Source organism: Pseudomonas sp. PS01298 (genome assembly GCF_029959745.1).
Lineage (GTDB): Bacteria > Pseudomonadota > Gammaproteobacteria > Pseudomonadales > Pseudomonadaceae > Aquipseudomonas > Aquipseudomonas aylmerensis.
This window is the reverse complement of record NZ_JASCPP010000036.1, coordinates 33,456-54,432: the sequence shown is the minus strand read 5'-3', so window position 1 is coordinate 54,432 and position 20,977 is coordinate 33,456. Positions and strand designations below refer to the sequence as shown.

26 protein-coding genes are annotated in these 20,977 nt (G+C 60.5%); 10 read left to right on the top strand and 16 right to left on the bottom strand.

Features of this window, described 5'->3' with window-relative positions; all coding sequences use genetic code 11:
* Positions 1 to 101: 101 nt before the first annotated feature.
* From hisC to QMX97_RS14950, 10 genes are all read right to left on the bottom strand, one after another.
* The gene (gene hisC, locus QMX97_RS14995) at positions 102 to 1,154 is read right to left on the bottom strand and encodes a histidinol-phosphate transaminase (protein WP_282397152.1); all 1,053 of its coding nucleotides are present in this window, start codon (positions 1,152 to 1,154) and stop codon (positions 102 to 104) included.
* Between the two features lie 3 nt (positions 1,155 to 1,157).
* Positions 1,158 to 2,483 carry a histidinol dehydrogenase gene (gene hisD, locus QMX97_RS14990; protein ID WP_065900740.1) on the bottom strand — a complete coding sequence of 442 codons (1,326 nt, stop codon included), beginning with the start codon at positions 2,481 to 2,483 and terminating at the stop codon, positions 1,158 to 1,160.
* Between the two features lie 128 nt (positions 2,484 to 2,611).
* Positions 2,612 to 3,247: an ATP phosphoribosyltransferase gene (gene hisG / locus QMX97_RS14985; RefSeq protein WP_003188599.1), complete on the bottom strand. Its 636-nt coding sequence runs from the start codon at positions 3,245 to 3,247 to the stop codon at positions 2,612 to 2,614.
* A gap of 232 nt (positions 3,248 to 3,479) precedes the next feature.
* Entirely contained in the window at positions 3,480 to 4,745 is a 1,266-nt protein-coding gene (gene murA, locus QMX97_RS14980) for a UDP-N-acetylglucosamine 1-carboxyvinyltransferase (RefSeq protein ID WP_065900737.1), read from the bottom strand.
* Between the two features lie 23 nt (positions 4,746 to 4,768).
* On the bottom strand, positions 4,769 to 5,008 hold the full coding sequence (locus QMX97_RS14975) for a BolA family protein (RefSeq protein WP_017845972.1): 240 nt from the start codon (positions 5,006 to 5,008) through the stop codon (positions 4,769 to 4,771).
* Positions 5,009 to 5,122: 114 nt separating this feature from the next.
* The gene (locus QMX97_RS14970; RefSeq protein ID WP_106805143.1) at positions 5,123 to 5,428 is read right to left on the bottom strand and encodes an STAS domain-containing protein; all 306 of its coding nucleotides are present in this window, start codon (positions 5,426 to 5,428) and stop codon (positions 5,123 to 5,125) included.
* Positions 5,425 to 6,072 carry an ABC transporter substrate-binding protein gene (locus QMX97_RS14965; RefSeq protein WP_065900730.1) on the bottom strand — a complete coding sequence of 216 codons (648 nt, stop codon included), beginning with the start codon at positions 6,070 to 6,072 and terminating at the stop codon, positions 5,425 to 5,427. The genes QMX97_RS14970 and QMX97_RS14965 overlap by 4 nt, the downstream gene beginning before the upstream one ends.
* Positions 6,073 to 6,083: 11 nt before the next feature.
* On the bottom strand, positions 6,084 to 6,551 hold the full coding sequence (gene mlaD / locus QMX97_RS14960; RefSeq protein ID WP_003171814.1) for an outer membrane lipid asymmetry maintenance protein MlaD: 468 nt from the start codon (positions 6,549 to 6,551) through the stop codon (positions 6,084 to 6,086).
* The gene (gene mlaE, locus QMX97_RS14955; protein WP_060754952.1) at positions 6,551 to 7,348 is read right to left on the bottom strand and encodes a lipid asymmetry maintenance ABC transporter permease subunit MlaE; all 798 of its coding nucleotides are present in this window, start codon (positions 7,346 to 7,348) and stop codon (positions 6,551 to 6,553) included. The genes mlaD and mlaE overlap by 1 nt, the downstream gene beginning before the upstream one ends.
* Complete coding sequence (locus tag QMX97_RS14950; RefSeq protein WP_065900728.1) at positions 7,348 to 8,157, bottom strand: ATP-binding cassette domain-containing protein; 810 nt, start codon at positions 8,155 to 8,157, stop codon at positions 7,348 to 7,350. Before QMX97_RS14950 ends, mlaE begins: the two co-directional genes overlap by 1 nt.
* Positions 8,158 to 8,468: 311 nt before the next feature.
* Here QMX97_RS14950 and QMX97_RS14945 point away from each other — a divergent pair, with 311 nt between their 5' ends.
* From QMX97_RS14945 to QMX97_RS14900, 10 genes are all read left to right on the top strand, one after another.
* Entirely contained in the window at positions 8,469 to 9,443 is a 975-nt protein-coding gene (locus QMX97_RS14945; RefSeq protein WP_065900727.1) for a KpsF/GutQ family sugar-phosphate isomerase, read from the top strand.
* On the top strand, positions 9,444 to 9,968 hold the full coding sequence (locus QMX97_RS14940) for an HAD family hydrolase (protein ID WP_034118123.1): 525 nt from the start codon (positions 9,444 to 9,446) through the stop codon (positions 9,966 to 9,968).
* An 8-nt stretch (positions 9,969 to 9,976) separates the two neighbouring features.
* Positions 9,977 to 10,549: an LPS export ABC transporter periplasmic protein LptC gene (gene lptC, locus QMX97_RS14935; protein WP_065900725.1), complete on the top strand. Its 573-nt coding sequence runs from the start codon at positions 9,977 to 9,979 to the stop codon at positions 10,547 to 10,549.
* Positions 10,536 to 11,111, top strand: a complete 576-nt coding sequence (lptA, locus tag QMX97_RS14930) for a lipopolysaccharide transport periplasmic protein LptA (protein WP_282397151.1) — start codon at positions 10,536 to 10,538, stop codon at positions 11,109 to 11,111. Before lptC ends, lptA begins: the two co-directional genes overlap by 14 nt.
* Complete coding sequence (lptB, locus tag QMX97_RS14925) at positions 11,111 to 11,836, top strand: LPS export ABC transporter ATP-binding protein (RefSeq protein ID WP_016974288.1); 726 nt, start codon at positions 11,111 to 11,113, stop codon at positions 11,834 to 11,836. Before lptA ends, lptB begins: the two co-directional genes overlap by 1 nt.
* Positions 11,837 to 12,034: 198 nt before the next feature.
* Complete coding sequence (locus tag QMX97_RS14920; protein ID WP_065900722.1) at positions 12,035 to 13,528, top strand: RNA polymerase factor sigma-54; 1,494 nt, start codon at positions 12,035 to 12,037, stop codon at positions 13,526 to 13,528.
* Between the two features lie 75 nt (positions 13,529 to 13,603).
* Positions 13,604 to 13,909 (top strand): ribosome-associated translation inhibitor RaiA, encoded by a 306-nt coding sequence (raiA, locus tag QMX97_RS14915; RefSeq protein ID WP_003171804.1) that lies wholly within the window; start codon positions 13,604 to 13,606, stop codon positions 13,907 to 13,909.
* A gap of 10 nt (positions 13,910 to 13,919) precedes the next feature.
* Positions 13,920 to 14,384 carry a PTS IIA-like nitrogen regulatory protein PtsN gene (ptsN, locus tag QMX97_RS14910; protein WP_065900720.1) on the top strand — a complete coding sequence of 155 codons (465 nt, stop codon included), beginning with the start codon at positions 13,920 to 13,922 and terminating at the stop codon, positions 14,382 to 14,384.
* A gap of 2 nt (positions 14,385 to 14,386) precedes the next feature.
* Positions 14,387 to 15,244 (top strand): RNase adapter RapZ, encoded by an 858-nt coding sequence (gene rapZ, locus QMX97_RS14905; protein ID WP_065900719.1) that lies wholly within the window; start codon positions 14,387 to 14,389, stop codon positions 15,242 to 15,244.
* 16 nt (positions 15,245 to 15,260) lie between these two features.
* Positions 15,261 to 15,533, top strand: coding sequence for an HPr family phosphocarrier protein (locus tag QMX97_RS14900; protein ID WP_016974292.1), 273 nt, complete (start codon positions 15,261 to 15,263; stop codon positions 15,531 to 15,533).
* A gap of 87 nt (positions 15,534 to 15,620) precedes the next feature.
* On the opposite strand, the gene QMX97_RS14895 is transcribed toward QMX97_RS14900, so the two are convergent.
* The 6 genes from QMX97_RS14895 to pmbA form a co-directional block, all read right to left on the bottom strand.
* Positions 15,621 to 16,514: a ZIP family metal transporter gene (locus tag QMX97_RS14895; RefSeq protein ID WP_065900716.1), complete on the bottom strand. Its 894-nt coding sequence runs from the start codon at positions 16,512 to 16,514 to the stop codon at positions 15,621 to 15,623.
* A 34-nt stretch (positions 16,515 to 16,548) separates the two neighbouring features.
* Positions 16,549 to 17,160: a superoxide dismutase gene (locus QMX97_RS14890; protein WP_065900714.1), complete on the bottom strand. Its 612-nt coding sequence runs from the start codon at positions 17,158 to 17,160 to the stop codon at positions 16,549 to 16,551.
* A gap of 1 nt (position 17,161) precedes the next feature.
* Entirely contained in the window at positions 17,162 to 17,605 is a 444-nt protein-coding gene (locus tag QMX97_RS14885) for a hypothetical protein (protein WP_065900711.1), read from the bottom strand.
* A gap of 27 nt (positions 17,606 to 17,632) precedes the next feature.
* Positions 17,633 to 19,009 (bottom strand): class II fumarate hydratase, encoded by a 1,377-nt coding sequence (locus QMX97_RS14880; protein ID WP_282397150.1) that lies wholly within the window; start codon positions 19,007 to 19,009, stop codon positions 17,633 to 17,635.
* On the bottom strand, positions 19,002 to 19,397 hold the full coding sequence (locus tag QMX97_RS14875) for a FagA protein (protein WP_282397149.1): 396 nt from the start codon (positions 19,395 to 19,397) through the stop codon (positions 19,002 to 19,004). Before QMX97_RS14875 ends, QMX97_RS14880 begins: the two co-directional genes overlap by 8 nt.
* Before the next feature lie 145 nt (positions 19,398 to 19,542).
* Positions 19,543 to 20,889: a metalloprotease PmbA gene (pmbA, locus tag QMX97_RS14870; protein ID WP_282397148.1), complete on the bottom strand. Its 1,347-nt coding sequence runs from the start codon at positions 20,887 to 20,889 to the stop codon at positions 19,543 to 19,545.
* Positions 20,890 to 20,977 lie beyond the last annotated feature (88 nt).

Genomic DNA, 20,977 nt, shown 5'->3' with positions numbered 1-20,977 from the left:
GGCTTGCTCGCGAAAGCGCAGTGTCAGTCGACAGCTATGTGACTGATACAACGCCTTCGCGAGCAAGCCCGCTCCCACATTTTTTTAAGCCTCAGTGTGGCTTAGAGCTCGCCCAACGCATCAATCAGCGCCTGGTTCTGCTCCGGCGTACCGATGCTGATCCGCAGGAACTGGGCAATCCGCTCCTGCTTGAAGTGCCGCACGATCACGCCCTGCTCACGCACCTTGGCGGCAAGACCCGCCGCGTCGTGCCGTGGGTGACGCGCAAAGATGAAGTTGGCCGCTGACGGCAACACCTCAAAACCCTTCTCCTCCAATTGAGCGACCAGCTTGTTACGGCTATCGACAACCAATCGGCAGGTCGCCTCGAAGTACTCACGGTCCTCGAACGCCGCCGCCGCGCCGACAATCGCCAGGCGATCCAGCGGATAGGAGTTGAAGCTGTTCTTGACCCGCTCCAGCGCTTCGATCAGGTCCGGGTGGCCCACGGCCAGGCCCACGCGCAAACCGGCGAGTGAGCGCGATTTGGACAGGGTCTGCGTCACCAGCAGGTTCGGGTAGCGGTCCACCAGGCTGATGGCGGTTTCACCGCCGAAGTCGATATAGGCTTCATCGACCACCACCACCGAGTCCGGGCTGGCCTTGAGGATCTGCTCCACCGCGTCCAGCGCCAGCACGCAGCCGGTCGGCGCGTTCGGGTTGGGGAAGATGATCCCGCCGTTGGGCCTGGCGTAGTCCGACACGCGGATCTGGAACTGCTCGTCCAGCGGCACCGGGGCGGACTTGATGCCATAAAGGCCGCAGTAGACCGGATAGAAGCTGTAGCTGATATCCGGGAACAGCAGCGGCAGATCGTGCTGGAACAGGCCATGGAAAATGTGCGCCAGGACTTCGTCGGAACCGTTGCCAAGGAACACCTTGCCGGCGTCGATCCCGTAATACTTGGCCACCGCCTGCTTGAGCAGGTCGCTGTTGGGGTCCGGGTACAGGCGCAGGTTGTCGTTCAACTCGGCTTGCATCGCGGCGAGCGCCTTGGGCGACGGGCCGTAGGGGTTTTCGTTGGTGTTGAGCTTGACCAGCCTGGTCAGCTTGGGCTGTTCGCCAGGCACGTAAGGCACCAGGTCCTTGACGAAGGGGCTCCAGAATTTGCTCATGTCTCAGTTCCCCTGCTTGTCTTCAAGGATGCGATATTCGGCGCTGCGGGCATGCGCGCTGAGGGATTCACCACGGGCCAGCACCGACGCGGTCTTGCCCAGCTCGGAAGCGCCTTGTGGCGAGCAGAAGATGATCGACGAACGCTTCTGGAAGTCATACACCCCAAGCGGCGAAGAGAAACGCGCGGTGCCCGAGGTCGGCAACACGTGGTTGGGGCCCGCGCAGTAGTCGCCCAGGGCTTCGCTGGTGTGGCGGCCCATGAAGATCGCACCGGCATGACGAATCGATGGCAGCCAGGTTTGTGGGTCGGCAACCGACAGCTCCAGGTGCTCCGGCGCAATGCGGTTGGCCACCTCGATAGCCTGTTCCATGTCACGCACCAGGATCAGCGCGCCACGGCCATTGATCGACTTCTCGATGATCTCGGCGCGCTCCATGGTCGGCAGCAATTTATTGATGCTGGCGGCTACCTTGTCGAGGAATTCGGCGTCGGGGCTGACCAGGATCGCCTGGGCGTCTTCGTCGTGCTCGGCCTGGGAGAACAGGTCCATGGCAATCCAGTCCGGATCGGTCTGGCCATCACACACCACGAGGATTTCCGACGGGCCAGCGATCATGTCGATACCGACCTGGCCAAACACGTGGCGCTTGGCCGTGGCTACGTAGATGTTGCCCGGACCGACCACTTTGTCGACTTTCGGCACGCTCTCGGTGCCGTAGGCCAGCGCGGCAACAGCCTGCGCGCCGCCGATGGTGAAGACGCGGTCGACCCCGGCGATGCAGGCCGCAGCCAGCACCAGCTCGTTGATTTCGCCGCGCGGGGTCGGTACCACCATGACCACTTCGGTCACGCCCGCCACTTTGGCCGGGATCGCGTTCATCAGCACCGACGACGGGTACGACGCCTTGCCGCCCGGCACGTACAGGCCGGCACGGTCCAGTGGCGTGACCTTCTGGCCCAGCACAGTACCGTCAGCTTCGGTGTAGCTCCAGGAATCCTGCTTCTGCTTTTCGTGGTAGCTGCGCACCCGCGCTGCGGCGACTTCCAGGGCTTCGCGCTGCGGCGCAGTGATGCGCGTCAGGGCCAGTTCGAGGCGTTCGCGCGGCAGGATCAGGTCGGCCATGGACTTCACGTCCAAGCCGTCGAACTGGCGGGTGAAGTCCACCAACGCCGCGTCACCCCGTTCGCGCACGGCCTTGATGATGTCGAGCACACGCTGGTTGACCGAATCGTCGGACACGCTTTCCCAGCTCAGCAGATGATCCAGATGATGGGCGAAATCCGGGTCGGCAGCGTTGAGTCGGGCAATTGCAGTGGACGTGGTCATAGCGAGGGCCTCAATAGAATTGGCAAAAACTCAGGCGCCCTAAACTAGCAGTCGTTTCCGCTTGGGCACCTGAGAATTCTGGCTATGAGGCGGATAGACGGGCGCAGCCTTCCGGCTACGCGGGTGAGTCAACCGCGGTGTCGAGACTCCACTGCCTTGCGCAGGGTGTCGATCAACGCCTGGATACGGGCGTGCTGCATTTTCATCGAGGCTTTGTTGACGATCAGGCGAGAGCTGATGTCGGCAATGAAATCCTGCGGCTCCAAACCGTTGGCGCGCAGGGTGTTGCCGGTGTCGACCACGTCGATGATCTTGTCGGCGAGGCCAATCAGCGGCGCCAGCTCCATCGAGCCGTAGAGCTTGATGATATCGACCTGGCGGCCTTGCTCGGCGTAGTAACGCTTGGCGACGTTGACGAACTTGGTGGCCACTCGCAGGCGCCCCTTGGGCTCGACGTCACCGACACGGCCGGCAGTCATCAGCTTGCACAGGGCAATGCGCAGGTCCAGCGGCTCGTACAGGCCCTGGCCACCGTATTCCATCAGCACGTCTTTGCCGGCGACACCCAGGTCGGCCGCGCCATGTTCCACGTAGGTCGGCACGTCGGTAGCCCGCACGATCAACAGGCGCACGTCGTCCTGGGTCGTGGGGATGATCAGCTTGCGGCTCTTGTCCGGATTCTCGGTCGGCACGATGCCCGCTTCAGCCAGAAGCGGCAAAGTGTCGTCAAGGATGCGGCCCTTGGACAGTGCGATGGTCAACATGGGAAACGTCAGTCCTTCATCAGGCTATTGCGGTCCGGTCACAAACGGCGCCAGACACAGATCGAGGCCATTACAGCCTCGATTTGAAACAAACCATTTAACAACAAAGACCTTCCCGTGGCGAGGACGCTTGCTCGCGCCGGGGCGCGAAGCGGCTCTGGAAATGGGACTGCCGCGCAGTCCAGCGGGAGCAAGCTCCCTCTCCACAGTGAAGGTGTTTGCAGTGCCGGGACTAGCCCGGTACGCGGCGGATTTTCGCGCCGAGCATCTGCAGCTTTTCTTCGATGCACTCGTAACCACGGTCGATGTGGTAGATGCGGTCGATCAACGTGTCACCTTCGGCGATCAGCGCCGAGATCACCAGGCTGGCCGAAGCGCGCAGGTCGGTCGCCATCACTGGCGCGCCCTTGAGCTTCTCGGTGCCGGTAACGATAGCGGTGTTGCCTTCGACCTGGATCTTCGCGCCCATGCGGTGCAGTTCGTACACGTGCATGAAGCGGTTTTCGAAGATGGTCTCGATCACGGCACCGGTACCTTCGGCAATCGCGTTCAGGGAGATGAACTGCGCCTGCATGTCGGTCGGGAACGCCGGGTACGGAGCGGTACGCACGTTCACGGCTTTTGGCCGCTTGCCATGCATGTTCAGCTCGATCCAGTCGGCACCGGTAGTGATTTCAGCACCGGCTTCCTTGAGTTTTTCCAGCACGGCTTCAAGGATGGTCGGATCAGTGTCCTTGACCTTGACGCGACCACCGGTGACGGCAGCGGCAACCAGGTAGGTACCGGTCTCGATGCGGTCCGGCATCACCTTGTAGGTGGCCGAATGCAGGCGCTTGACGCCTTCGATGGTGATGGTGTCGGTGCCGGCGCCGGTGATGTTGGCACCCATGGCGATCAGGAAGTTGGCCAGGTCGACCACTTCCGGCTCGCGCGCGGCGTTTTGCAGGACGCTGCGACCGTTGGCCAGGGCAGCCGCCATCATGATGTTCTCGGTACCGGTCACGCTGACGGTATCGAAGAAGAAATTGGCACCGCGCAAGCCGCCTTCCGGCGCCTTGGCCTTGATGTAGCCGCCTTCGACGTCGATGGTTGCCCCCATGGCCTCGAGGCCACGGATGTGCAGGTCAACCGGACGCGAGCCAATCGCGCAACCGCCAGGCAGGGCTACTTCAGCTTCGCCGAAACGGGCAACCATCGGGCCCAGCACCAGGATCGACGCACGCATGGTTTTCACCAGTTCGTACGGAGCGATCAGGGTCTTGATGGTGCGCGGGTCGATTTCAACGGCCAGTTTCTCGTCGATCACCGGCTCAATGCCCATGCGACCGAACAGCTCGATCATGGTGGTGATGTCATGCAGGTGCGGCAGGTTGGCCACGGTCACCGGGCCATCGCACAGCAGGGTCGCTGCCAGGATCGGCAAGGCGGAGTTTTTCGCACCGGAGATGCGGATCTCGCCATCAAGGCGGGCACCGCCGGTAATAATCAATTTATCCATAAGAATCTCGACGCCTTGGGGGCTCAGGTGCGCTCGGCCCAGGCCGCGCGGCTGAAAAATTTCATAGTGACCGCGTGGATGCTGCCATCGGTGATCCACGGGTTCAAATGGGCATAGACCTGCTGTTGACGCTTGACCGGGCTCAATGCCGCCAGTTCATCGCTAATCACGTTCAGCTGGAAGTTGCAGCCTTCGCCTTCAACTTCTACGTTCGTTTCCGGCAGCTTTCCTTCAAGGAAGCTTTTAACTTCTAGGGCCTGCATGCTCAACCTCTATCGGCGCCCAGTGCGCACGGGTCGCACATCATACAAAAAAGCCCCGCACCTGCGAACCCCGCATAGCAGGACTCTGACGGGGGGCTTCTTTAATAATGTGTATTAAGGATGCGCCAACAGTTCGGTCAAACCGGAAACTTCGGCAATTTCACGCATGTCTTCGGGCAATGCACGGATGCTGACCGGCTTTTTGGCCGCCTCTGCATCGCGCATGAAGCACAGCAGCAACGACAAACCGACACTGCTGGACTTGGTCACCGCCGAACAATCCAGCACCAGCGCAGGCGCGGTGCTGGTCTTGATCAGCGCCTGGCCCTGCTTGCGCAGGTCAGGCCCGGTGCGGTAATCCAGCACGCCGCTGATGAACAGCTCGCCAGCGTCGCCGAGACGAACAGCCGACTCGGTCATTGCGCGGGCTTCCCGGCGGCTTTGTCGGTCTCTTCCTTGGCCTTGGCGACTTCACCGGCCCAACCATTGATGGTTTTGTCCAGGTCGTTGCCATTGCGCTGCATCGCGTCAGCGAACTGGTCACGGAACAGCTTGCCGATGTTGATACCGTTGATGATCACGTTGCGCAGTTTCCACTCGCCGTTGACCTTCTCCAGGGTGTACTGCACAGGATAGACCGCGCCGTTGTTGCCCTTGACGGTCATGCCAACGCTGGTGCGATCGCCCGACTCATCCTTGGCTGGATCAACGGTGATGCCCTGGTTGTTGTACTCAAGCAGTGCATTGCCGTAGAACTGGAACAGGCCTTTCTTGAAGTTTTCCTGGAACGTCTGCATCTGCGCAGGCGTCGCCTTGCGCGAATACTTGACGGTCATGATGCTGCGCGAAATACCTTCGGCGTCGACGACCGGGCCGACGATGGTGTTGAGCGCGTCGTAGAACTTGCTGGGATCCTGCTTGTACTGCTCTTTATGGGCAGTCAGGTCGGCCAGCATCTTGTTGGTCGTGTCCTGCACCAGATCGTGCGCAGAACCCGCCGCGTTAGCCATCAACGGCAGCGCCGCCAGCAGTACCAGGAGGCCACGTCGCAAGGTAGAGATCATGTACAGATTCCTCATTTGGCGTCTTTATTGACCGTATTGAGCAGGAATTTACCGATCAGGTCTTCAAGTACCAACGACGACTGTGTGTCGTGGATTGTCGAGCCATCCTTGAGCAAGGCTGTTTCCCCGCCCACGCTGACACCGATGTACTTCTCGCCCAGCAGACCCGCAGTGAGGATAGATGCAGTGGAGTCGGTCGGCAGATTATCTACCTTCTTGTCCAGCTGCATCGTCACTCGACCGGTGAAGCTGTCGCGATCCAGATCGATTGCCGTGACCTTGCCGATGGTGACACCGGCCATGGTCACTTTAGCTCTGACAGTCAAACCGGCGATATTGTCGAAGTACGCGTAAAGTTTATAAGTGTCGGCGGTGGGGCTCGCCGAAAGACCACTGACTCGCAGGGCCAGCAACAATAAAGCCAGGATGCCAGCCAGCAAGAAAAGGCCGACACCGATTTCCACAGTGCGGTTTTGCATCAGAAATCTCCAAACATCAAGGCGGTCAAAATGAAGTCAAGGCCCAGTACCGCCAGCGAGGCGTACACAACGGTCTTGGTGGTGGCGCGACTGATCCCTTCTGAAGTGGGCTCACAGTCGTAGCCTTGGAATACGGCGATCCAGGTCACTACAAAGGCGAAGACGATGCTTTTTATGATGCCGTTGAGCACGTCGCCGCTGAAGGTCACGCTGTTCTGCATGTTGGCCCAGTAGGAACCGTCATAGACGCCCAGCCAGTCCACCGCCACCCATGAACCGCCCCAGATACCCACCACGCTGAAGATCATCGCCAGCAATGGCAGGGAAATGAAGCCGGCCCACAGGCGCGGGGCAACAATGTACTTGAGTGGGTCCACGCCGATCATTTCCAGGCTGGACAACTGCTCGGTGGACTTCATGTTGCCGATTTCAGCCGTCAGCGCCGAACCCGCACGCCCCGCGAACAGCAGCGCGGTGACCACCGGCCCGAGTTCACGCAGCAACGTCAGGGCAACCATCTGCCCTACCGCCTGCTCCGAACCGTAGCTGGAGAGGATATTGAAGCCCTGCAGCGCCAGCACCATGCCGATGAACACACCGGAGACCACGATGATCACCAGGGACATGACGCCCACGGCATGCAGTTGCTTGACCAGCAGGCCAAAGCCGCCACCGATGCCGCCGCGACCGAGCAAGGCGTGGAACAGGAAAATCGTCGAGCGGCCCAGGACTTCGACAATGTCGATGCCGGAGCGACCGAAAAGGCGGACCTTTTCGATAAGAGATGTCTTGCGCATCAGCGCTTCCCCAGAAGATCTGAGCGGTAATCCGCTGCCGGAAAGTGAAAAGGCACCGGGCCATCGGGGTCGCCGGTCATGAATTGGCGAATGCGCGGATTGTCTGCGTTCATCAGTTCTTCTGGCGTGCCCTGGCCCAGTACCTGGCCATCGCCAACTACATAGAGGTAATCGGCAATGCTCGCGGTTTCTGCAAGGTCGTGGGACACCACGATGCTAGTGATGCCGAGGGCGTCGTTGAGCAGGCGAATCAGGCGTACCAGCACCCCCATGGCAATCGGGTCCTGGCCGACGAAGGGCTCGTCGTACATGAGGATCTGCGGATCGAGGGCAATCGCGCGCGCCAGGGCGACCCGGCGCTTCATGCCGCCGGACAGTTCGTCGGGCATCAGGTCGATGGCACCGCGAAGGCCGACGGCCTGCAGTTTCAGCAACACGATGTCACGAATCATTTCGTCAGACAGCTGCGTATGCACCCGCAGCGGAAAGGCCACGTTCTCGAACACATCGAGGTCGGTGAACAGCGCGCCGCTCTGGAACAGCACACCCATGTGCTTGCGCGCATCGAACAGATCGCTGCGCGACAGCGTCGGCAGATTCTGGCCGTTGACCCACACTTCGCCGGCGCTGGGACGCAATTGCATGCCCATCAGGCGCAACAGGGTGGTCTTGCCGCAACCGGAAGGCCCCATGATGCCCGTGACCTTGCCGCGGGGAATGCGAATATCGACGTTCTCAAAGATGCTGCGCGTCCCGCGCTTGAAGGTCAGTCCCTTCAGCTCGACCGCGTAGGCGTTATCGGCACTCATCTAAACTCCTTGGGATGCAGCCTCTCACTCAGACACCACGCTTGCGACAAACGTTTGCAACGATTGCGCAATTGATAGCCACATGGGCTGGGCGGACCGAACTGGCGGCGAACTATATCACTGCTGGTACAACGCGCCCAAGGCCGGAACTGCGCTTGTTCAGATTGGGGACAGCGAAAAAACGTTGCCGGCTGTGTTACTGAAGAAGGAATCTCAGGCATCAGGTGAATAAAGCCTGACGAACTTGCGTGAGGGAATCGATCATTACCGTTATAATCGCCGACTTTTCGTCAGGCTATACGATTTCAGACATGAGCCAATCCAGCGACCTTATTCAATCCGCACAACGCACCATCCGCCTAGAGCTTGAAGCCGTGGAAGGCTTGCTGGCGCATATCGACGCGGATTTCGTACGCGCTTGCGAGATGATTCTGGCCAGCAAAGGCCGCGTTGTCGTGGTCGGCATGGGCAAATCAGGTCACGTCGGCAACAAGATCGCCGCGACCCTGGCCAGCACCGGGACCACCGCATTTTTCGTGCACCCGGCCGAAGCCAGCCACGGCGACATGGGCATGATCACCAAGGATGACATCATCCTGGCACTGTCCAACTCCGGCACCACCAACGAAATCGTGACCCTGCTGCCGCTGATCAAGCGCCTGGGCATCCAGATGATCAGCATCACCGGCAATCCGGAGTCGACGCTGGCCAAGGCCGCCGAAGTGAACCTCAATGTTCACGTGGCCCATGAAGCCTGCCCGCTGAACCTGGCGCCGACCTCCTCCACCACCGCTGCCCTGGTGATGGGCGATGCGCTCGCCGTGGCATTGCTGGAAGCACGTGGTTTTACCGCGGAAGACTTCGCATTTTCCCACCCAGGCGGCGCCCTGGGCCGGCGCCTGCTGCTCAAAGTGGAAAACGTCATGCATTCGGGCGATGAATTGCCCCACGTCCCGCGCGGCACTCTGCTGAAGGACGCGCTGATGGAAATGACCCGCAAGGGCCTGGGCATGACGGTCATCCTGGAAGCCGACGGGCGCCTGGCCGGGGTCTTCACCGACGGCGACCTGCGCCGCACCCTGGACCGCACTATCGACATCCATACAGCGACCATCGATGCCGTGATGACGCCCCATGGCAAGACCGCGCGCCCGGACATGCTGGCCGCCGAAGCCCTGAAGATCATGGAAGACCACAAGATTGGCGCACTGGTGGTGGTCAATGCCGACGACCGCCCGATCGGCGCCCTGAACATGCACGACTTGCTGCGTGCAGGAGTGATGTAAATGACCAGCGACCTGTTGCAACGCGGCAAAAACATCAAGCTGGCGATTTTCGACGTTGACGGCGTGCTGACCGATGGCCGCCTGTACTTCCTCGAAGACGGCAGCGAATTCAAGACGTTCAACACCCTCGACGGCCAAGGCATCAAGATGCTGATGGCAGCGGGCGTGCAAACCGCGATTATCAGCGGCAGAAAGACTCCCGTTGTGGAACGTCGCGCACAAAACCTGGGGATTCCTCACCTGTATCAGGGCCGCGAGGATAAACTGGTGGTCCTGGACGAGCTTCTTGGCCAACTCAACCTAAGCTATGAGCAGGTCGCTTACCTGGGCGATGACCTGCCTGACCTGCCGGTCATTCGCCGAGTGGGCCTGGGCATGGCCGTCGCCAATGCGGCGGCCTTTGTCCGCGAGCACGCCCATGGCATCACCACCGCGCGTGGTGGCGAAGGTGCCGCCCGCGAGTTCTGCGAGCTGATCCTGCGTGCCCAGGGCAGCCTTGAAGCGGCCCACGCCGCCTACTTATAGAGCGTTTTATGCTGAGTAAAAAGATTCGCAACTTCCTGCTATTCGGGGTCATCGCCGCGCTGTTCCTGGCGGTGGGCTACTGGAATATCAGCCCGGAGCGCTTTCTCGACCAGCCTGCTGCGCAGGTCGACGAAGGGGCTATCGACTACTACGCCATCAATGCCAAGAGCGTGCAGTTCCTGCCCGATGGCAAGGTGCAGTACGAGATGACGTCGGACAAGGTCGAGCATTTGAAGGCCACCGAAGTGACCCTGCTGACCAACCCGGACATGAACATCTACCGTGGCACCGAGTTTCCATGGCACGTCACCAGCAAGCGTGGCGAGGTCAACCCGGACGGCACCCAGGTAGAACTGATCGACTCGGTACGTGTTGCACGCACCGATGCGAAAAACCGCGACACCGTGATTACCAGCAGTCGCATGACCGTATTCCCGCAGAAGCAATATGCGCAGACCGAGCAAGACGTTAGAATCGACGGCGCTGGCGGTGTATCGACTGGCAAGGGAATGAAAGCGTATTTGAAAGAAAGCAGGATACACCTGCTATCGAACGTAAGAGGACAGTATGAGGCTCGTTAAAACTCTCCCTATTTTGCTCGGTCTGGGCGCAGCACTGGGAAGCGTGAGCGCCTGGGCTCTGCCGAACGATAGCCAGCAACCGATCCACATCTCGGCCGACGATGCGCAGCTGGATGACAAGCAAGGCGTCGCCACCTACACCGGCGCCGTGATCATCATCCAAGGCTCGATGAAGATCACCGGCAACACGGTGACCCTGACTCGCACCCAATCCGGCGACATTGACGTGGTGACGTCAGTGGGCAACCTGGCTTACTTCGAACAGAAGCAGTCCGCGACCGATACCGGCCCGATGAAAGGCTATGGCAAGACCATCCAGTATCACGCCCAGCAGAATCGCATCGTGCTGATCGACCAGGCCAAGGTGCTCAGCCCCGACGGCAACTCCACGGAAGGTGAAAAGATCACCTATGACACCGTGAAGCAGGTCGCCAACGCCGGCCGCGCCACGGGCAGCAAGCTCAGCGCACCGCGTCCACGCATCGACATGGTTATCCAGCCGAAGAAGAAAGACGGCGCTGCCCAGCCTGCGCCTAAACCCGATGCGAAGAAGGCGAACTAATGGCAACCCTGAAAGCCCAGCATCTGGCCAAGGCTTATAAAAGCCGCCAGGTCGTGCGCGACGTCAGCCTGTCGATCGACAGCGGCCAGATCGTCGGCTTGCTCGGCCCCAACGGCGCCGGCAAGACCACCTGCTTCTACATGATCGTCGGCCTGGTCCAGGCGGACCAGGGTCGCGTCCTGATCGACGACCTCGACGTCAGCCACCAGCCGATGCACGGCCGCGCCCGCGCGGGCATCGGCTATCTTCCGCAAGAAGCGTCGATCTTCCGCAAGCTGTCGGTTTCCGACAACATCATGGCGATCCTCGAGACCCGCAAAGAACTCGACCGTGACGGCCGTCGCAAGGAGCTGGAAAGCCTGCTGCAGGAATTCCATATCAACCACATCCGCGACAACCTCGGCATGAGCCTGTCCGGTGGTGAGCGTCGCCGCGTGGAAATCGCCCGGGCGCTGGCCACTGCACCCAAGTTCATCCTGCTGGACGAACCGTTTGCCGGTGTCGACCCGATCTCGGTGGGTGATATCAAGCAGATCATCCACCACCTCAAGGCCAAGGGCATTGGCGTGTTGATCACTGACCACAACGTCCGTGAGACCCTCGATATCTGCGAAACCGCGTATATCGTCAACGATGGCCAGCTGATCGCCGAAGGCGACTCCGCCACTATCCTGGCCAACGAACTGGTCAAGGAAGTGTACCTGGGTCACGAGTTCCGCCTGTAAGCCTGCCTGTTTGAAAAAGGCGGTGGCAGGCCGTTCGCCAAGGTGCGCGGGAGTCAATGAAAACCTCCGGATTTTTATTGTTACCGCGCTCTAGGCAAAGCCCCCGATATCAGGCATATAATTTGCTTATGTTTGGCGCTCACGCGCCCTGTCGTGGATGGCGCATTGCGCCGGCGAATAAGGTGTTAAGCCCCTGCCATGAAACCATCGCTAGTCCTGAGAATGGGCCAGCAGCTGACGATGACACCGCAGCTGCAACAGGCCATCCGCCTGCTCCAATTGTCGACCCTGGACCTGCAACAGGAAATCCAGGAGGCCCTGGAGTCCAATCCGATGCTCGAACGCCAGGAAGAAGGCGACGACTTCGATAATGCAGACCCGCTGGCCGACAACATCGAGCAAAAACCCAATTCCGACGTGCAGGAACCCTCCTACCAGGAAACCGCCCCAACGGTGGATAACCTTGAGGAAGGCGACTGGAACGAACGCATCCCCAACGAACTTCCCGTGGACACCGCCTGGGAAGACGTCTACCAGACCAGCGCCAGCAGCCTGCCCAGCAACGACGATGACGAATGGGACTTCACCACGCGCACCTCAGCCGGCGAGAGCCTGCAGAGCCATCTGCTGTGGCAACTGAACCTGGCGCCGATGTCGGACACCGATCGCCTGATCGCCGTGACCCTGATCGACTGCATCAATAACCAGGGTTATCTGGACGAAACGCTCGAAGAGATCCTCGAAGCCTTCGATCCGGAGCTGGATATCGAGCTGGACGAGATTGAAGCCGTCCTGCACCGCATCCAGCAGTTCGAGCCCGCCGGCATTGGCGCGCGCACCCTCAGTGAATGCCTGTTGCTGCAACTGCGCCAACTGCCAGCCAAGACCCCTTGGCTGGTCGAGGCCCAGCGCCTGGTGACCGACTATATCGACCTGCTCGGCAGCCGCGACTACAGCCAGCTGATGCGCCGCATGAAGCTCAAGGAAGACGACCTGCGCCAGGTCATCGAACTGGTGCAGAGCCTCAACCCGCGTCCGGGCTCGCAGATCGAGTCCAGCGAAGCCGAATACGTGGTGCCTGACGTGATCGTGCGCAAGGACAACGAGCGCTGGCTGGTGGAGCTGAACCAGGAATCCGTGCCACGCCTGCGGGTCAACCCGCAATATGCCGGTTTTGTGCGCCGCGCCGACACCAGCGCCGACAACACCTTCATGCGCAACCAATTGCAGGAAGCGCGCTGGTTCATCAAGAGCCTGCAAAGCCGCAACGAAACCCTGATGAAAGTCGCCACCCAGATCGTCGAGCATCAGCGCGGCTTCCTGGAATATGGCGACGAAGCAATGAAACCGCTGGTCCTGCACGACATCGCCGAGGCGGTGGGCATGCATGAATCGACGATCTCGCGGGTGACCACGCAAAAATTCATGCATACCCCACGCGGTATATATGAGCTGAAATACTTTTTCTCCAGCCATGTCAGCACCTCTGAAGGCGGCGAATGCTCGTCCACGGCGATTCGCGCGATCATCAAAAAACTGGTTGCCGCGGAAAATCAGAAAAAGCCGTTGAGTGACAGCAAGATCGCTGGTTTACTGGAGGCACAAGGCATTCAGGTCGCCCGTCGAACCGTCGCCAAGTACCGCGAATCCCTTGGGATCGCGCCTTCCAGCGAGCGAAAGCGTTTGATGTGACGGGCGGGCCAAAGCGTTCCAGTGGCAGGCACCCCGGCCTGCCGCTTTATGCACTGGCAACGAAGGAGAAGCTGTATGCAAGTCAACATCAGTGGACACCAGCTGGAAGTCACCAAGCCCCTGCGTGAGTACACCGAGAGCAAGTTGAACAAACTTGCGGGGCATTTTGACAAGATCACCAACGTGCAGGTCATCATGGAGGTCGATAAGCTCAAGCAGAAAATCGAGGCCACCCTGCACGTACCGAATGCCAAGCTCGTCGCCAATGCGGAACATGAGGACATGTACGCGGCGATCGACTCGCTCTACGACAAGCTGGACCGCCAACTCATAAAGCATAAGGAAAAGAATCTGCACCTGATGCAAGGTACAGGTCGTTAACTCTCCCCCCATGATCCGACTTGAAACCATCCTGACCCCCGGCCGTTCCCTCGTGAACGTGCCGGGCGGCAGCAAAAAGAAAGCCCTCGAAGAAATTGCCAAACTGATCCATGGCCAAGTGCCTGAATTGGATGAGCAAGTTGTCTATGAGTCGCTGATCGCCCGTGAAAAACTGGGTTCGACCGGTTTTGGTAACGGCATCGCCATTCCACACTGCCGCCTGCAAGGCTGTGAAACACCTGTCAGCGCCTTGCTGCACATGGAAAAACCTATCGATTTCGACGCCATCGACGGCGCCCCGGTCGACCTGCTGTTTGTACTGCTGGTCCCACAGGCTGCCACCGATGCGCACCTGGAGCTGCTTCGGCAGATCGCCAGCATGCTCGACCGCAAGGAAGTACGCGACAAACTGCGCAGCGCTGCCACCAGTGAGGCGCTCTATCAGGTTGTCCTGGATGAACAAAACGGGCAGTAATCATGCGTTTGATCATCGTCAGCGGCCGCTCCGGCTCGGGTAAAAGCACCGCCCTCAATGTTCTTGAGGACAACGGTTTCTATTGCATCGACAACCTGCCCGCCGGCCTGCTGCCGGAATTGGCGGAACGTGCGTTGATCCACACCGAACTGGCGCAACCCCTGGTCGCTGTTTCGATTGACGCCCGCAACCTGCCCAGCCACCTTGAGCGCTTTCCGCAATTGCTCGAGGAAGTGCGCGCCAAACACATTCATTGCGATGTGCTGTACCTGGACGCCGACGAAGAGACGCTGCTCAAGCGCTTCTCCGAAACCCGCCGACGCCACCCGCTCAGCAGCCCTCATCGCTCGCTGGCTGAAGCCATCGAAGATGAGACCAAGTTGCTGGGGCCGATCATCGACCTCGCCGACCTCAAGATCAACACCACCAGCCTCAACCTGTACCAGCTGCGCGATGCCATCAAGCTGCGCCTGCTGAATCAGCCGGAGCCTGGCACCGCATTTCTCGTGGAGTCTTTTGGCTTCAAGCGGGGCATGCCGGTGGACGCCGACCTGGTGTTCGATGTGCGTTGCCTGCCCAACCCCTACTGGAAACCGGAACTGCGTGATCAGTCCGGGCTGGATCAGCCGGTGGCCGATTACCTGGCAGCGCAGCCGGATGTGGAGGAGATGTTCCAGGACATCTCCAGCTACCTGCTCAAATGGCTGCCGCGCTTTGCCGCGAGCAACCGCGCCTATGTCACCATCGCCATCGGCTGCACCGGCGGCCACCACCGCTCCGTCTACCTGACCGAGCGCCTGGGCCAGGTGCTGCAACAAACCCTCAAGAACGTCCAGGTTCGCCACCGCGACCTTAGCTGAAAGGAACACCCCCGCGATGCCCGCTCTGGAAATTGAAATCATCAACAAGCTGGGCCTGCACGCCCGCGCCTCGGCCAAATTCGTCGGTGTTGCCGGGCAGTTTCCCTGTCAGATCCGCGCCGGGCGCACCCCGGAATCCATGGTCGACGGCAAGAGCATCATGGCCATGATGATGCTGGCTGCCGGCAAGGGCACCAAGATTCATCTGAAGACCGAAGGTGAGCAGGAAGACGAAGCAATGGCCGCACTGGTGGCATTGATCAATAACTTCTTCGACGAAGGCGAATAACCTTCCGTAGGAGCCCGGCTTGCCGGCGATAGCATCCTTCAAGACCGCGACCGAGCGCCGGCGAGCCGACGCCTAACCGGGAGCGGTTTACCCCAGGGCTGTATCCATCACCATCATCAAGCAGAACCCGATGCACAATCCCAGGCTGGCGAGCTTCTCATGACCATTGCGCCGCGACTCCGGGATCACTTCGTGGGTCACCACCAACAGCATCGCGCCAGCAGCCAGGGCCAGGCCCAACGGCAACAGCACCTCGGCCAAACTCACCAGCCATGCGCAAAGCACTGCAAATACCGGCTCCACCAAGCCTGACGCGGCTCCGATCAGGAAGGCCTTGACCCGCGACATCCCGGCCCCGGCCAATACCAACGCAATCACCAGCCCTTCGGGCACGTCCTGCAAGGCAATGCCCATGGCCAAGCTGTCGGCGTCCGGCATGCCGCCGCCGGCGGAAACGCCCACCGCCATGCCTTCCGGAATGTTGTGGGCAATAATGGCAAACACGAACAGCCAGATGCGCGGCGGGATCACCGGGTTGTCCGGCGTGCCCACCAACATTTCCGGGCTTGCGCCGGAGACCTTGCGGTCAACCAGATACAACCCGAATGCACCCAGCATGATGCCGAAGCTGATCAAGCCACTGGCGCCCCAGGGCGAGAGCCCGAGGCCTTCAGCCGCGGCAATGCCCGGCACGATCAGCGAAAACGCCGTCGCCGCCAGCATTACCCCGGCGCCAAAGCCCAGCAATGTATCGCTCAACGCCACCGGCATCCGCCGAATCACCAACACCGGCACCGCGCCGAGTGCCGTGCCGAGTGCACAGATTGACCCGCCCTGCAGGGCGCGCAAGATACGCGGCTCCAGGTCCAGCCAGGCCAGCCCATGGGCCACCAACAATGCAGTACCTGCCAATAGCAGCAGCGAGCCAAACGCATAACGAAACATTCGTCCGCTGCTGATCGCCAGTGTTTGCGTGCCCATAGTCGGCCTTAGATCGGGTTATGAAGGGTGAAGATCAGGCCAGGGCGGCCTGATAGCGCGCGGCAACTTCCGGCCAGTTAATAACACTGTAGAAGGCATTGATGTATTCCGGGCGACGGTTCTGGTACAGCAGGTAGTAAGCGTGTTCCCAGACGTCCAGGCCCAGGATCGGCGTATTGCCGTTCATCAGCGGGCTGTCCTGGTTACCACTGCTTTCCACCACCAGGGTCTTTTGCGGTGTCACGCTCAGCCAGGCCCAGCCACTGCCGAAACGCGTCAACGCGGCTTTGGTGAACGCCTCCTTGAAGCTGTCGAAACCGCCCAGTTGCTCGTCGATGGCCTTGCCCAGCGCGCCTTCTGGCTTGCCGCCGCCCTTGGGCGACATCACCGCCCAGAACAACGAGTGGTTGGCGTGGCCACCGCCTTGGTTGATGACCGCCGCACGCAGTTTTTCCGGCAGTTGTTGCACGCTGGAGACCAGTTTCTCTACCGGCCAGCCGGCGAACTCAGTGCCCTCGACCGCAGCATTGAGGTTATTGATGTAGGTCTGGTGGTGCTTGGTGTAGTGAATCTCCATGGTTTGCGCATCGATATGCGGTTCCAGGGCATCGTAGGCGTAAGGCAGGGCAGGTAAGGTGTAGGACATTTCAATGTGCTCCGTAATAAGGACTATTGCGAGTCGACGCATCCGAGGGCGCCGCCGTGCTGCCCAGCAGCCGATGAGTACGCGGGTACTCGCCGTGGTCGCTGATGAAATTCAACAGCTCGACGTAGGTCTTGCTGCTCTGGCGCAGGGCCGCTTCACGCAATTGCGGGCTCAGGCGCGGGTCCTGCATGGTCTGCAAGAGGCGCTGGTGGATCGCGCAAAGGTATTCGGCGCTCTCCTCCGGCTGGTTCAGGCGCAGGTGCAGGTCCGCCAGGTTGTGATGGGAAATGACGCAAGCCGCCACCGCTTCGTCGGCATCCGCCCAGCGCTCGAACAACACCTGAGCCAGGGCCAGGGCCTGTAGATAGGCCTCGCGAGCGTCTACCAGCTCGCCCTGCATAAAGCAGCGATTGGCCCGTTCGATCGTGCGTTTCCAATGCTCCATGGTGAGCCTCCAAAGCAGTGTCGGTGATTACACGCCGCCGGCCGTGAGCTTTTCCGGGTCCAGCAGGACCTCCAGTTGGCTGCGCGGCAAGTCGGTGTGCTCGAGGGCGACATCAATCACCGGGCGGCCTTGCTGATAGGCCTTCTTGGCGATTTCAGCGGCCTTTTGGTAACCAATGATCGGGTTGAGTGCGGTGACCAGGATCGGGTTGCGCGAGAGCGCTTCCTTGAGCTTGGCTTCGTTGACCTTGAAGCTGGCGATGGCCTTGTCCGCCAACAGGCGACTGGAATTGGCCAGCAGTTCCAGGCTGCTGAGCAGGTTCTGCGCGATGATCGGCAACATCACGTTCAGCTCGAAATTGCCCGACTGGCCGGCGATGGTGATCACACTGTCGTTGCCGATCACCTGCGCGGCGACCATCGCAGTCGCTTCCGGGATCACCGGATTGACCTTGCCGGGCATGATCGACGAGCCAGGCTGCAGGCCCTCCAGTTCGATTTCACCGAGGCCGGCGAGCGGGCCGGAGTTCATCCAGCGCAGGTCATTGGCGATTTTCATCAGCGAGACGGCAACGGCTTTCAACTGGCCCGAGACGGCGACGGCGGTGTCCTGGGAGCCAATCAACGCGAACAGGTTCTTGCCCGGGGTGAACTTCACACCGGTCAGGCTGCTCAGTTGCTGGCTGAAGCGTGCAGCAAATTCCGGGTGCGCATTGATCCCCGTGCCCACCGCCGTACCGCCCTGGGCCAGGGCCTGCAGGCTCGGCAGCAGGTCCTGCAAATGACCGATATTGGCCTTGAGCTGCTGCGCCCAACCGTTGAGCACCTGGCTCATGCGCACGGGCATGGCGTCCATCAGGTGAGTACGGCCGGTCTTGATGAACGGATGGACTTCTTCGGCCTTCTGCTCGATCACCTGTACCAGGTGCAGCAGTGCCGGCAATGTTTGCTCGTGCAGCACCAGCGCGGCGCTGACGTGGATCGTGGTCGGGATGATGTCGTTGCTGCTTTGCCCGCAGTTGACGTGATCATTGGGATTGACCGCTTCGCCGAGCAAACGGCTGGCGAGGGTCGCGATCACTTCGTTGGCGTTCATGTTGGAGCTGGTGCCGGAACCGGTCTGGAAGATGTCCACCGGGAAGTGCTGCATGAAATCGCCTTCGAGCAAGCCCTGGGCGGCATCGACGATGGCCTTGCCCTGCCCTTCGCTGATTTGCTTGAGGTCGACGTTGACCTTGGCGGCCGCCGTCTTGGCCAGGATCAGGGCGCGGATGAACTGCGCCGGCATACGCTGATGGCTGATCGGAAAGTTGTTCACCGCACGCTGGGTTTGCGCACCGTACAAGGCCTCGGCCGGTACCTGCAGTTCGCCCATGCTGTCGCGTTCGATACGGGTGTTACTCATCGTTAGATCCTTGCACCAGGTCGGAGTGAGAAATAGACGGCAGCAATTCGCAGGTCGCCAATTGCCAGGCAAAGGTCTGCCAGCGCTTGAGGCGGCAGGCACAGCGGGAGAGTTTTTCCAGGTCGCGCAGCGGGCGCCAGGCCTGGTCCAGGCACAGGGATCGCCAGTGCCAGGGCAAGGCGATATCGCTGGCGGTGTCGATCAGCAGCCGGAATGACGTTTCAGCGATCGTCCACGGATGGATGGCCGTGCAACACGCCAGGTATCGCCCTTCATTGAGGTAATGTTCGATCAGGCGAGGTTCATTCGGATCCAGGCCACAGCGAATCTGACGACTCATCCAGCGCCAGCTCTCCAGGTACGGATCCTCATGCAGGACAGAACTCATGATCCACACTCATTCGGTAATGATATTTATTATTAAATGATATTGAGAATCAACGCAATGGCGGCGGAGTAATCGACCTGTCAGGCAGGCATAAAAAAAGCGCGCTATCCGTGGGATAACGCGCTTTGGTTGAACCTCGCTACGGTCAGCTGCCGGCGACGGTCATCCGTTCGATCAATACCGAACCCGTGCGAATGTTGCTGCGCAGTTCCAGATCATTGCCGACCGCAACGATCTGCTTGAACATGTCGCGCATATTGCCGGCAATGGTGACTTCCTGGACGGCAAATTGAATCTCGCCGTTTTCGACCCAGAACCCCGCCGCACCGCGCGAATAATCCCCGGTGACCATGTTCAAGCCCTGGCCCATTAACTCGGTCACCAGCAGGCCACGGCCCATGCGCCGCAACAACGCCGCCTGGTCTTCGTCGCCGTGGGTGACGAACAGGTTGTGCACGCCACCGGAGTTGGCAGTGCTCGGCAGGCCGAGTTTGCGGCCCGAGTAGGTGCCCAACACGTAGGACACCAATTCACCTTTCTCGACGAACGGCTTGGCATAAGTCGCCAGGCCATCGCCGTCGAACGCCGAACTGCCCATGGCCCGCATCAGGTGCGGACGTTCGTCGATGGTCAGCCACTCCGGAAACAGCTGCTGGCCGATCGCGCCTTCCAGGAACGATGATTTACGGTACAGGTTGCCACCGGAAATCGCCCCCAGGAAACTGCCGAACAAGCCGCCGGCCAGCTCCGCGGAAAACAGCACTGGCACTTCGCACGTCGTCACCGGGCGCGCGCCCAGGCGGCTCGCGGCACGTTGTGCAGCGCGCTGGCCAATACTGGCAGGGTCCGCCAACAAATCGCCCTGGCGGTTCACGTCGTACCAGTAGTCACGCTGCATCTGGCCATTGGCCTCGGCGATCATCACGCAGCTCAAGCTGTGTCGAGTGGATGCATAACCGCCGATAAAACCATGGCTGTTGCCATACACGCGGCAGCCCTGATGGGTGCTCAACGTGGTGCCATCAGCGTTCTTGATGCGGGCATCAGCGTCGAACGCCGCCGCCTCGCAGGTCAGTGCCTGCTCGATGGCTTGCTCGGGGGTGATGTCCCAGGCATGGAACAGATCGAAGTCCTTCAGGTCCTTGGCCATCAGCGCTTTATCGGCCAGGCCCGAGCTTTCATCCTCGGAGGTGTGCTTGGCGATTGCCAAGGCGGCGGCCACGGTTTCGCGAATCGCCTCCGGACCACTCGCCGAAGTGCTGGCCGAACCCTTGCGCTGGCCCACGTACAAGGTGATGCCAAAGCCCTGGTCACGGTTGAATTCGACGGTTTCGACTTCCCGCTGGCGTACCGACGTCGACAGCCCCTGCTCCAGCGACACCGCAACTTCACAGGCGCTGGCCCCCTGGCGCTTGGCCTCGGCAAGGATCTGCTCGACTTGTTCCTGCAGTGCCGGTAACGCTTGCGGACCGACGCTTTGGGCTGCACTCATGGTTTTCTCCACTCAAATTCTGCTTTCGGTTAAGGCCATCGAGCGACCGGGCCGGACAAGCGGCCCCCGACTGGTTATCATGGCGGCG

Bases quoted from the DNA above. Each gene is read 5' to 3' on its own strand.
- hisC (WP_282397152.1), bottom strand. From the start codon at position 1,154: ATGAGCAAATTCTGGAGCCCCTTCGTCAAGGACCTGGTGCCTTACGTG.
- hisD (WP_065900740.1), bottom strand. From the start codon at position 2,483: ATGACCACGTCCACTGCAATTGCCCGACTCAACGCTGCCGACCCGGAT.
- hisG (WP_003188599.1), bottom strand. From the start codon at position 3,247: ATGTTGACCATCGCACTGTCCAAGGGCCGCATCCTTGACGACACTTTG.
- murA (WP_065900737.1), bottom strand. From the start codon at position 4,745: ATGGATAAATTGATTATTACCGGCGGTGCCCGCCTTGATGGCGAGATC.
- QMX97_RS14975 (WP_017845972.1), bottom strand. From the start codon at position 5,008: ATGCAGGCCCTAGAAGTTAAAAGCTTCCTTGAAGGAAAGCTGCCGGAA.
- QMX97_RS14970 (WP_106805143.1), bottom strand. From the start codon at position 5,428: ATGACCGAGTCGGCTGTTCGTCTCGGCGACGCTGGCGAGCTGTTCATC.
- QMX97_RS14965 (WP_065900730.1), bottom strand. From the start codon at position 6,072: ATGATCTCTACCTTGCGACGTGGCCTCCTGGTACTGCTGGCGGCGCTG.
- mlaD (WP_003171814.1), bottom strand. From the start codon at position 6,551: ATGCAAAACCGCACTGTGGAAATCGGTGTCGGCCTTTTCTTGCTGGCT.
- mlaE (WP_060754952.1), bottom strand. From the start codon at position 7,348: ATGCGCAAGACATCTCTTATCGAAAAGGTCCGCCTTTTCGGTCGCTCC.
- QMX97_RS14950 (WP_065900728.1), bottom strand. From the start codon at position 8,157: ATGAGTGCCGATAACGCCTACGCGGTCGAGCTGAAGGGACTGACCTTC.
- QMX97_RS14945 (WP_065900727.1), top strand. From the start codon at position 8,469: ATGAGCCAATCCAGCGACCTTATTCAATCCGCACAACGCACCATCCGC.
- QMX97_RS14940 (WP_034118123.1), top strand. From the start codon at position 9,444: ATGACCAGCGACCTGTTGCAACGCGGCAAAAACATCAAGCTGGCGATT.
- lptC (WP_065900725.1), top strand. From the start codon at position 9,977: ATGCTGAGTAAAAAGATTCGCAACTTCCTGCTATTCGGGGTCATCGCC.
- lptA (WP_282397151.1), top strand. From the start codon at position 10,536: ATGAGGCTCGTTAAAACTCTCCCTATTTTGCTCGGTCTGGGCGCAGCA.
- lptB (WP_016974288.1), top strand. From the start codon at position 11,111: ATGGCAACCCTGAAAGCCCAGCATCTGGCCAAGGCTTATAAAAGCCGC.
- QMX97_RS14920 (WP_065900722.1), top strand. From the start codon at position 12,035: ATGAAACCATCGCTAGTCCTGAGAATGGGCCAGCAGCTGACGATGACA.
- raiA (WP_003171804.1), top strand. From the start codon at position 13,604: ATGCAAGTCAACATCAGTGGACACCAGCTGGAAGTCACCAAGCCCCTG.
- ptsN (WP_065900720.1), top strand. From the start codon at position 13,920: ATGATCCGACTTGAAACCATCCTGACCCCCGGCCGTTCCCTCGTGAAC.
- rapZ (WP_065900719.1), top strand. From the start codon at position 14,387: ATGCGTTTGATCATCGTCAGCGGCCGCTCCGGCTCGGGTAAAAGCACC.
- QMX97_RS14900 (WP_016974292.1), top strand. From the start codon at position 15,261: ATGCCCGCTCTGGAAATTGAAATCATCAACAAGCTGGGCCTGCACGCC.
- QMX97_RS14895 (WP_065900716.1), bottom strand. From the start codon at position 16,514: ATGGGCACGCAAACACTGGCGATCAGCAGCGGACGAATGTTTCGTTAT.
- QMX97_RS14890 (WP_065900714.1), bottom strand. From the start codon at position 17,160: ATGTCCTACACCTTACCTGCCCTGCCTTACGCCTACGATGCCCTGGAA.
- QMX97_RS14885 (WP_065900711.1), bottom strand. From the start codon at position 17,605: ATGGAGCATTGGAAACGCACGATCGAACGGGCCAATCGCTGCTTTATG.
- QMX97_RS14880 (WP_282397150.1), bottom strand. From the start codon at position 19,009: ATGAGTAACACCCGTATCGAACGCGACAGCATGGGCGAACTGCAGGTA.
- QMX97_RS14875 (WP_282397149.1), bottom strand. From the start codon at position 19,397: ATGAGTTCTGTCCTGCATGAGGATCCGTACCTGGAGAGCTGGCGCTGG.
- pmbA (WP_282397148.1), bottom strand. From the start codon at position 20,889: ATGAGTGCAGCCCAAAGCGTCGGTCCGCAAGCGTTACCGGCACTGCAG.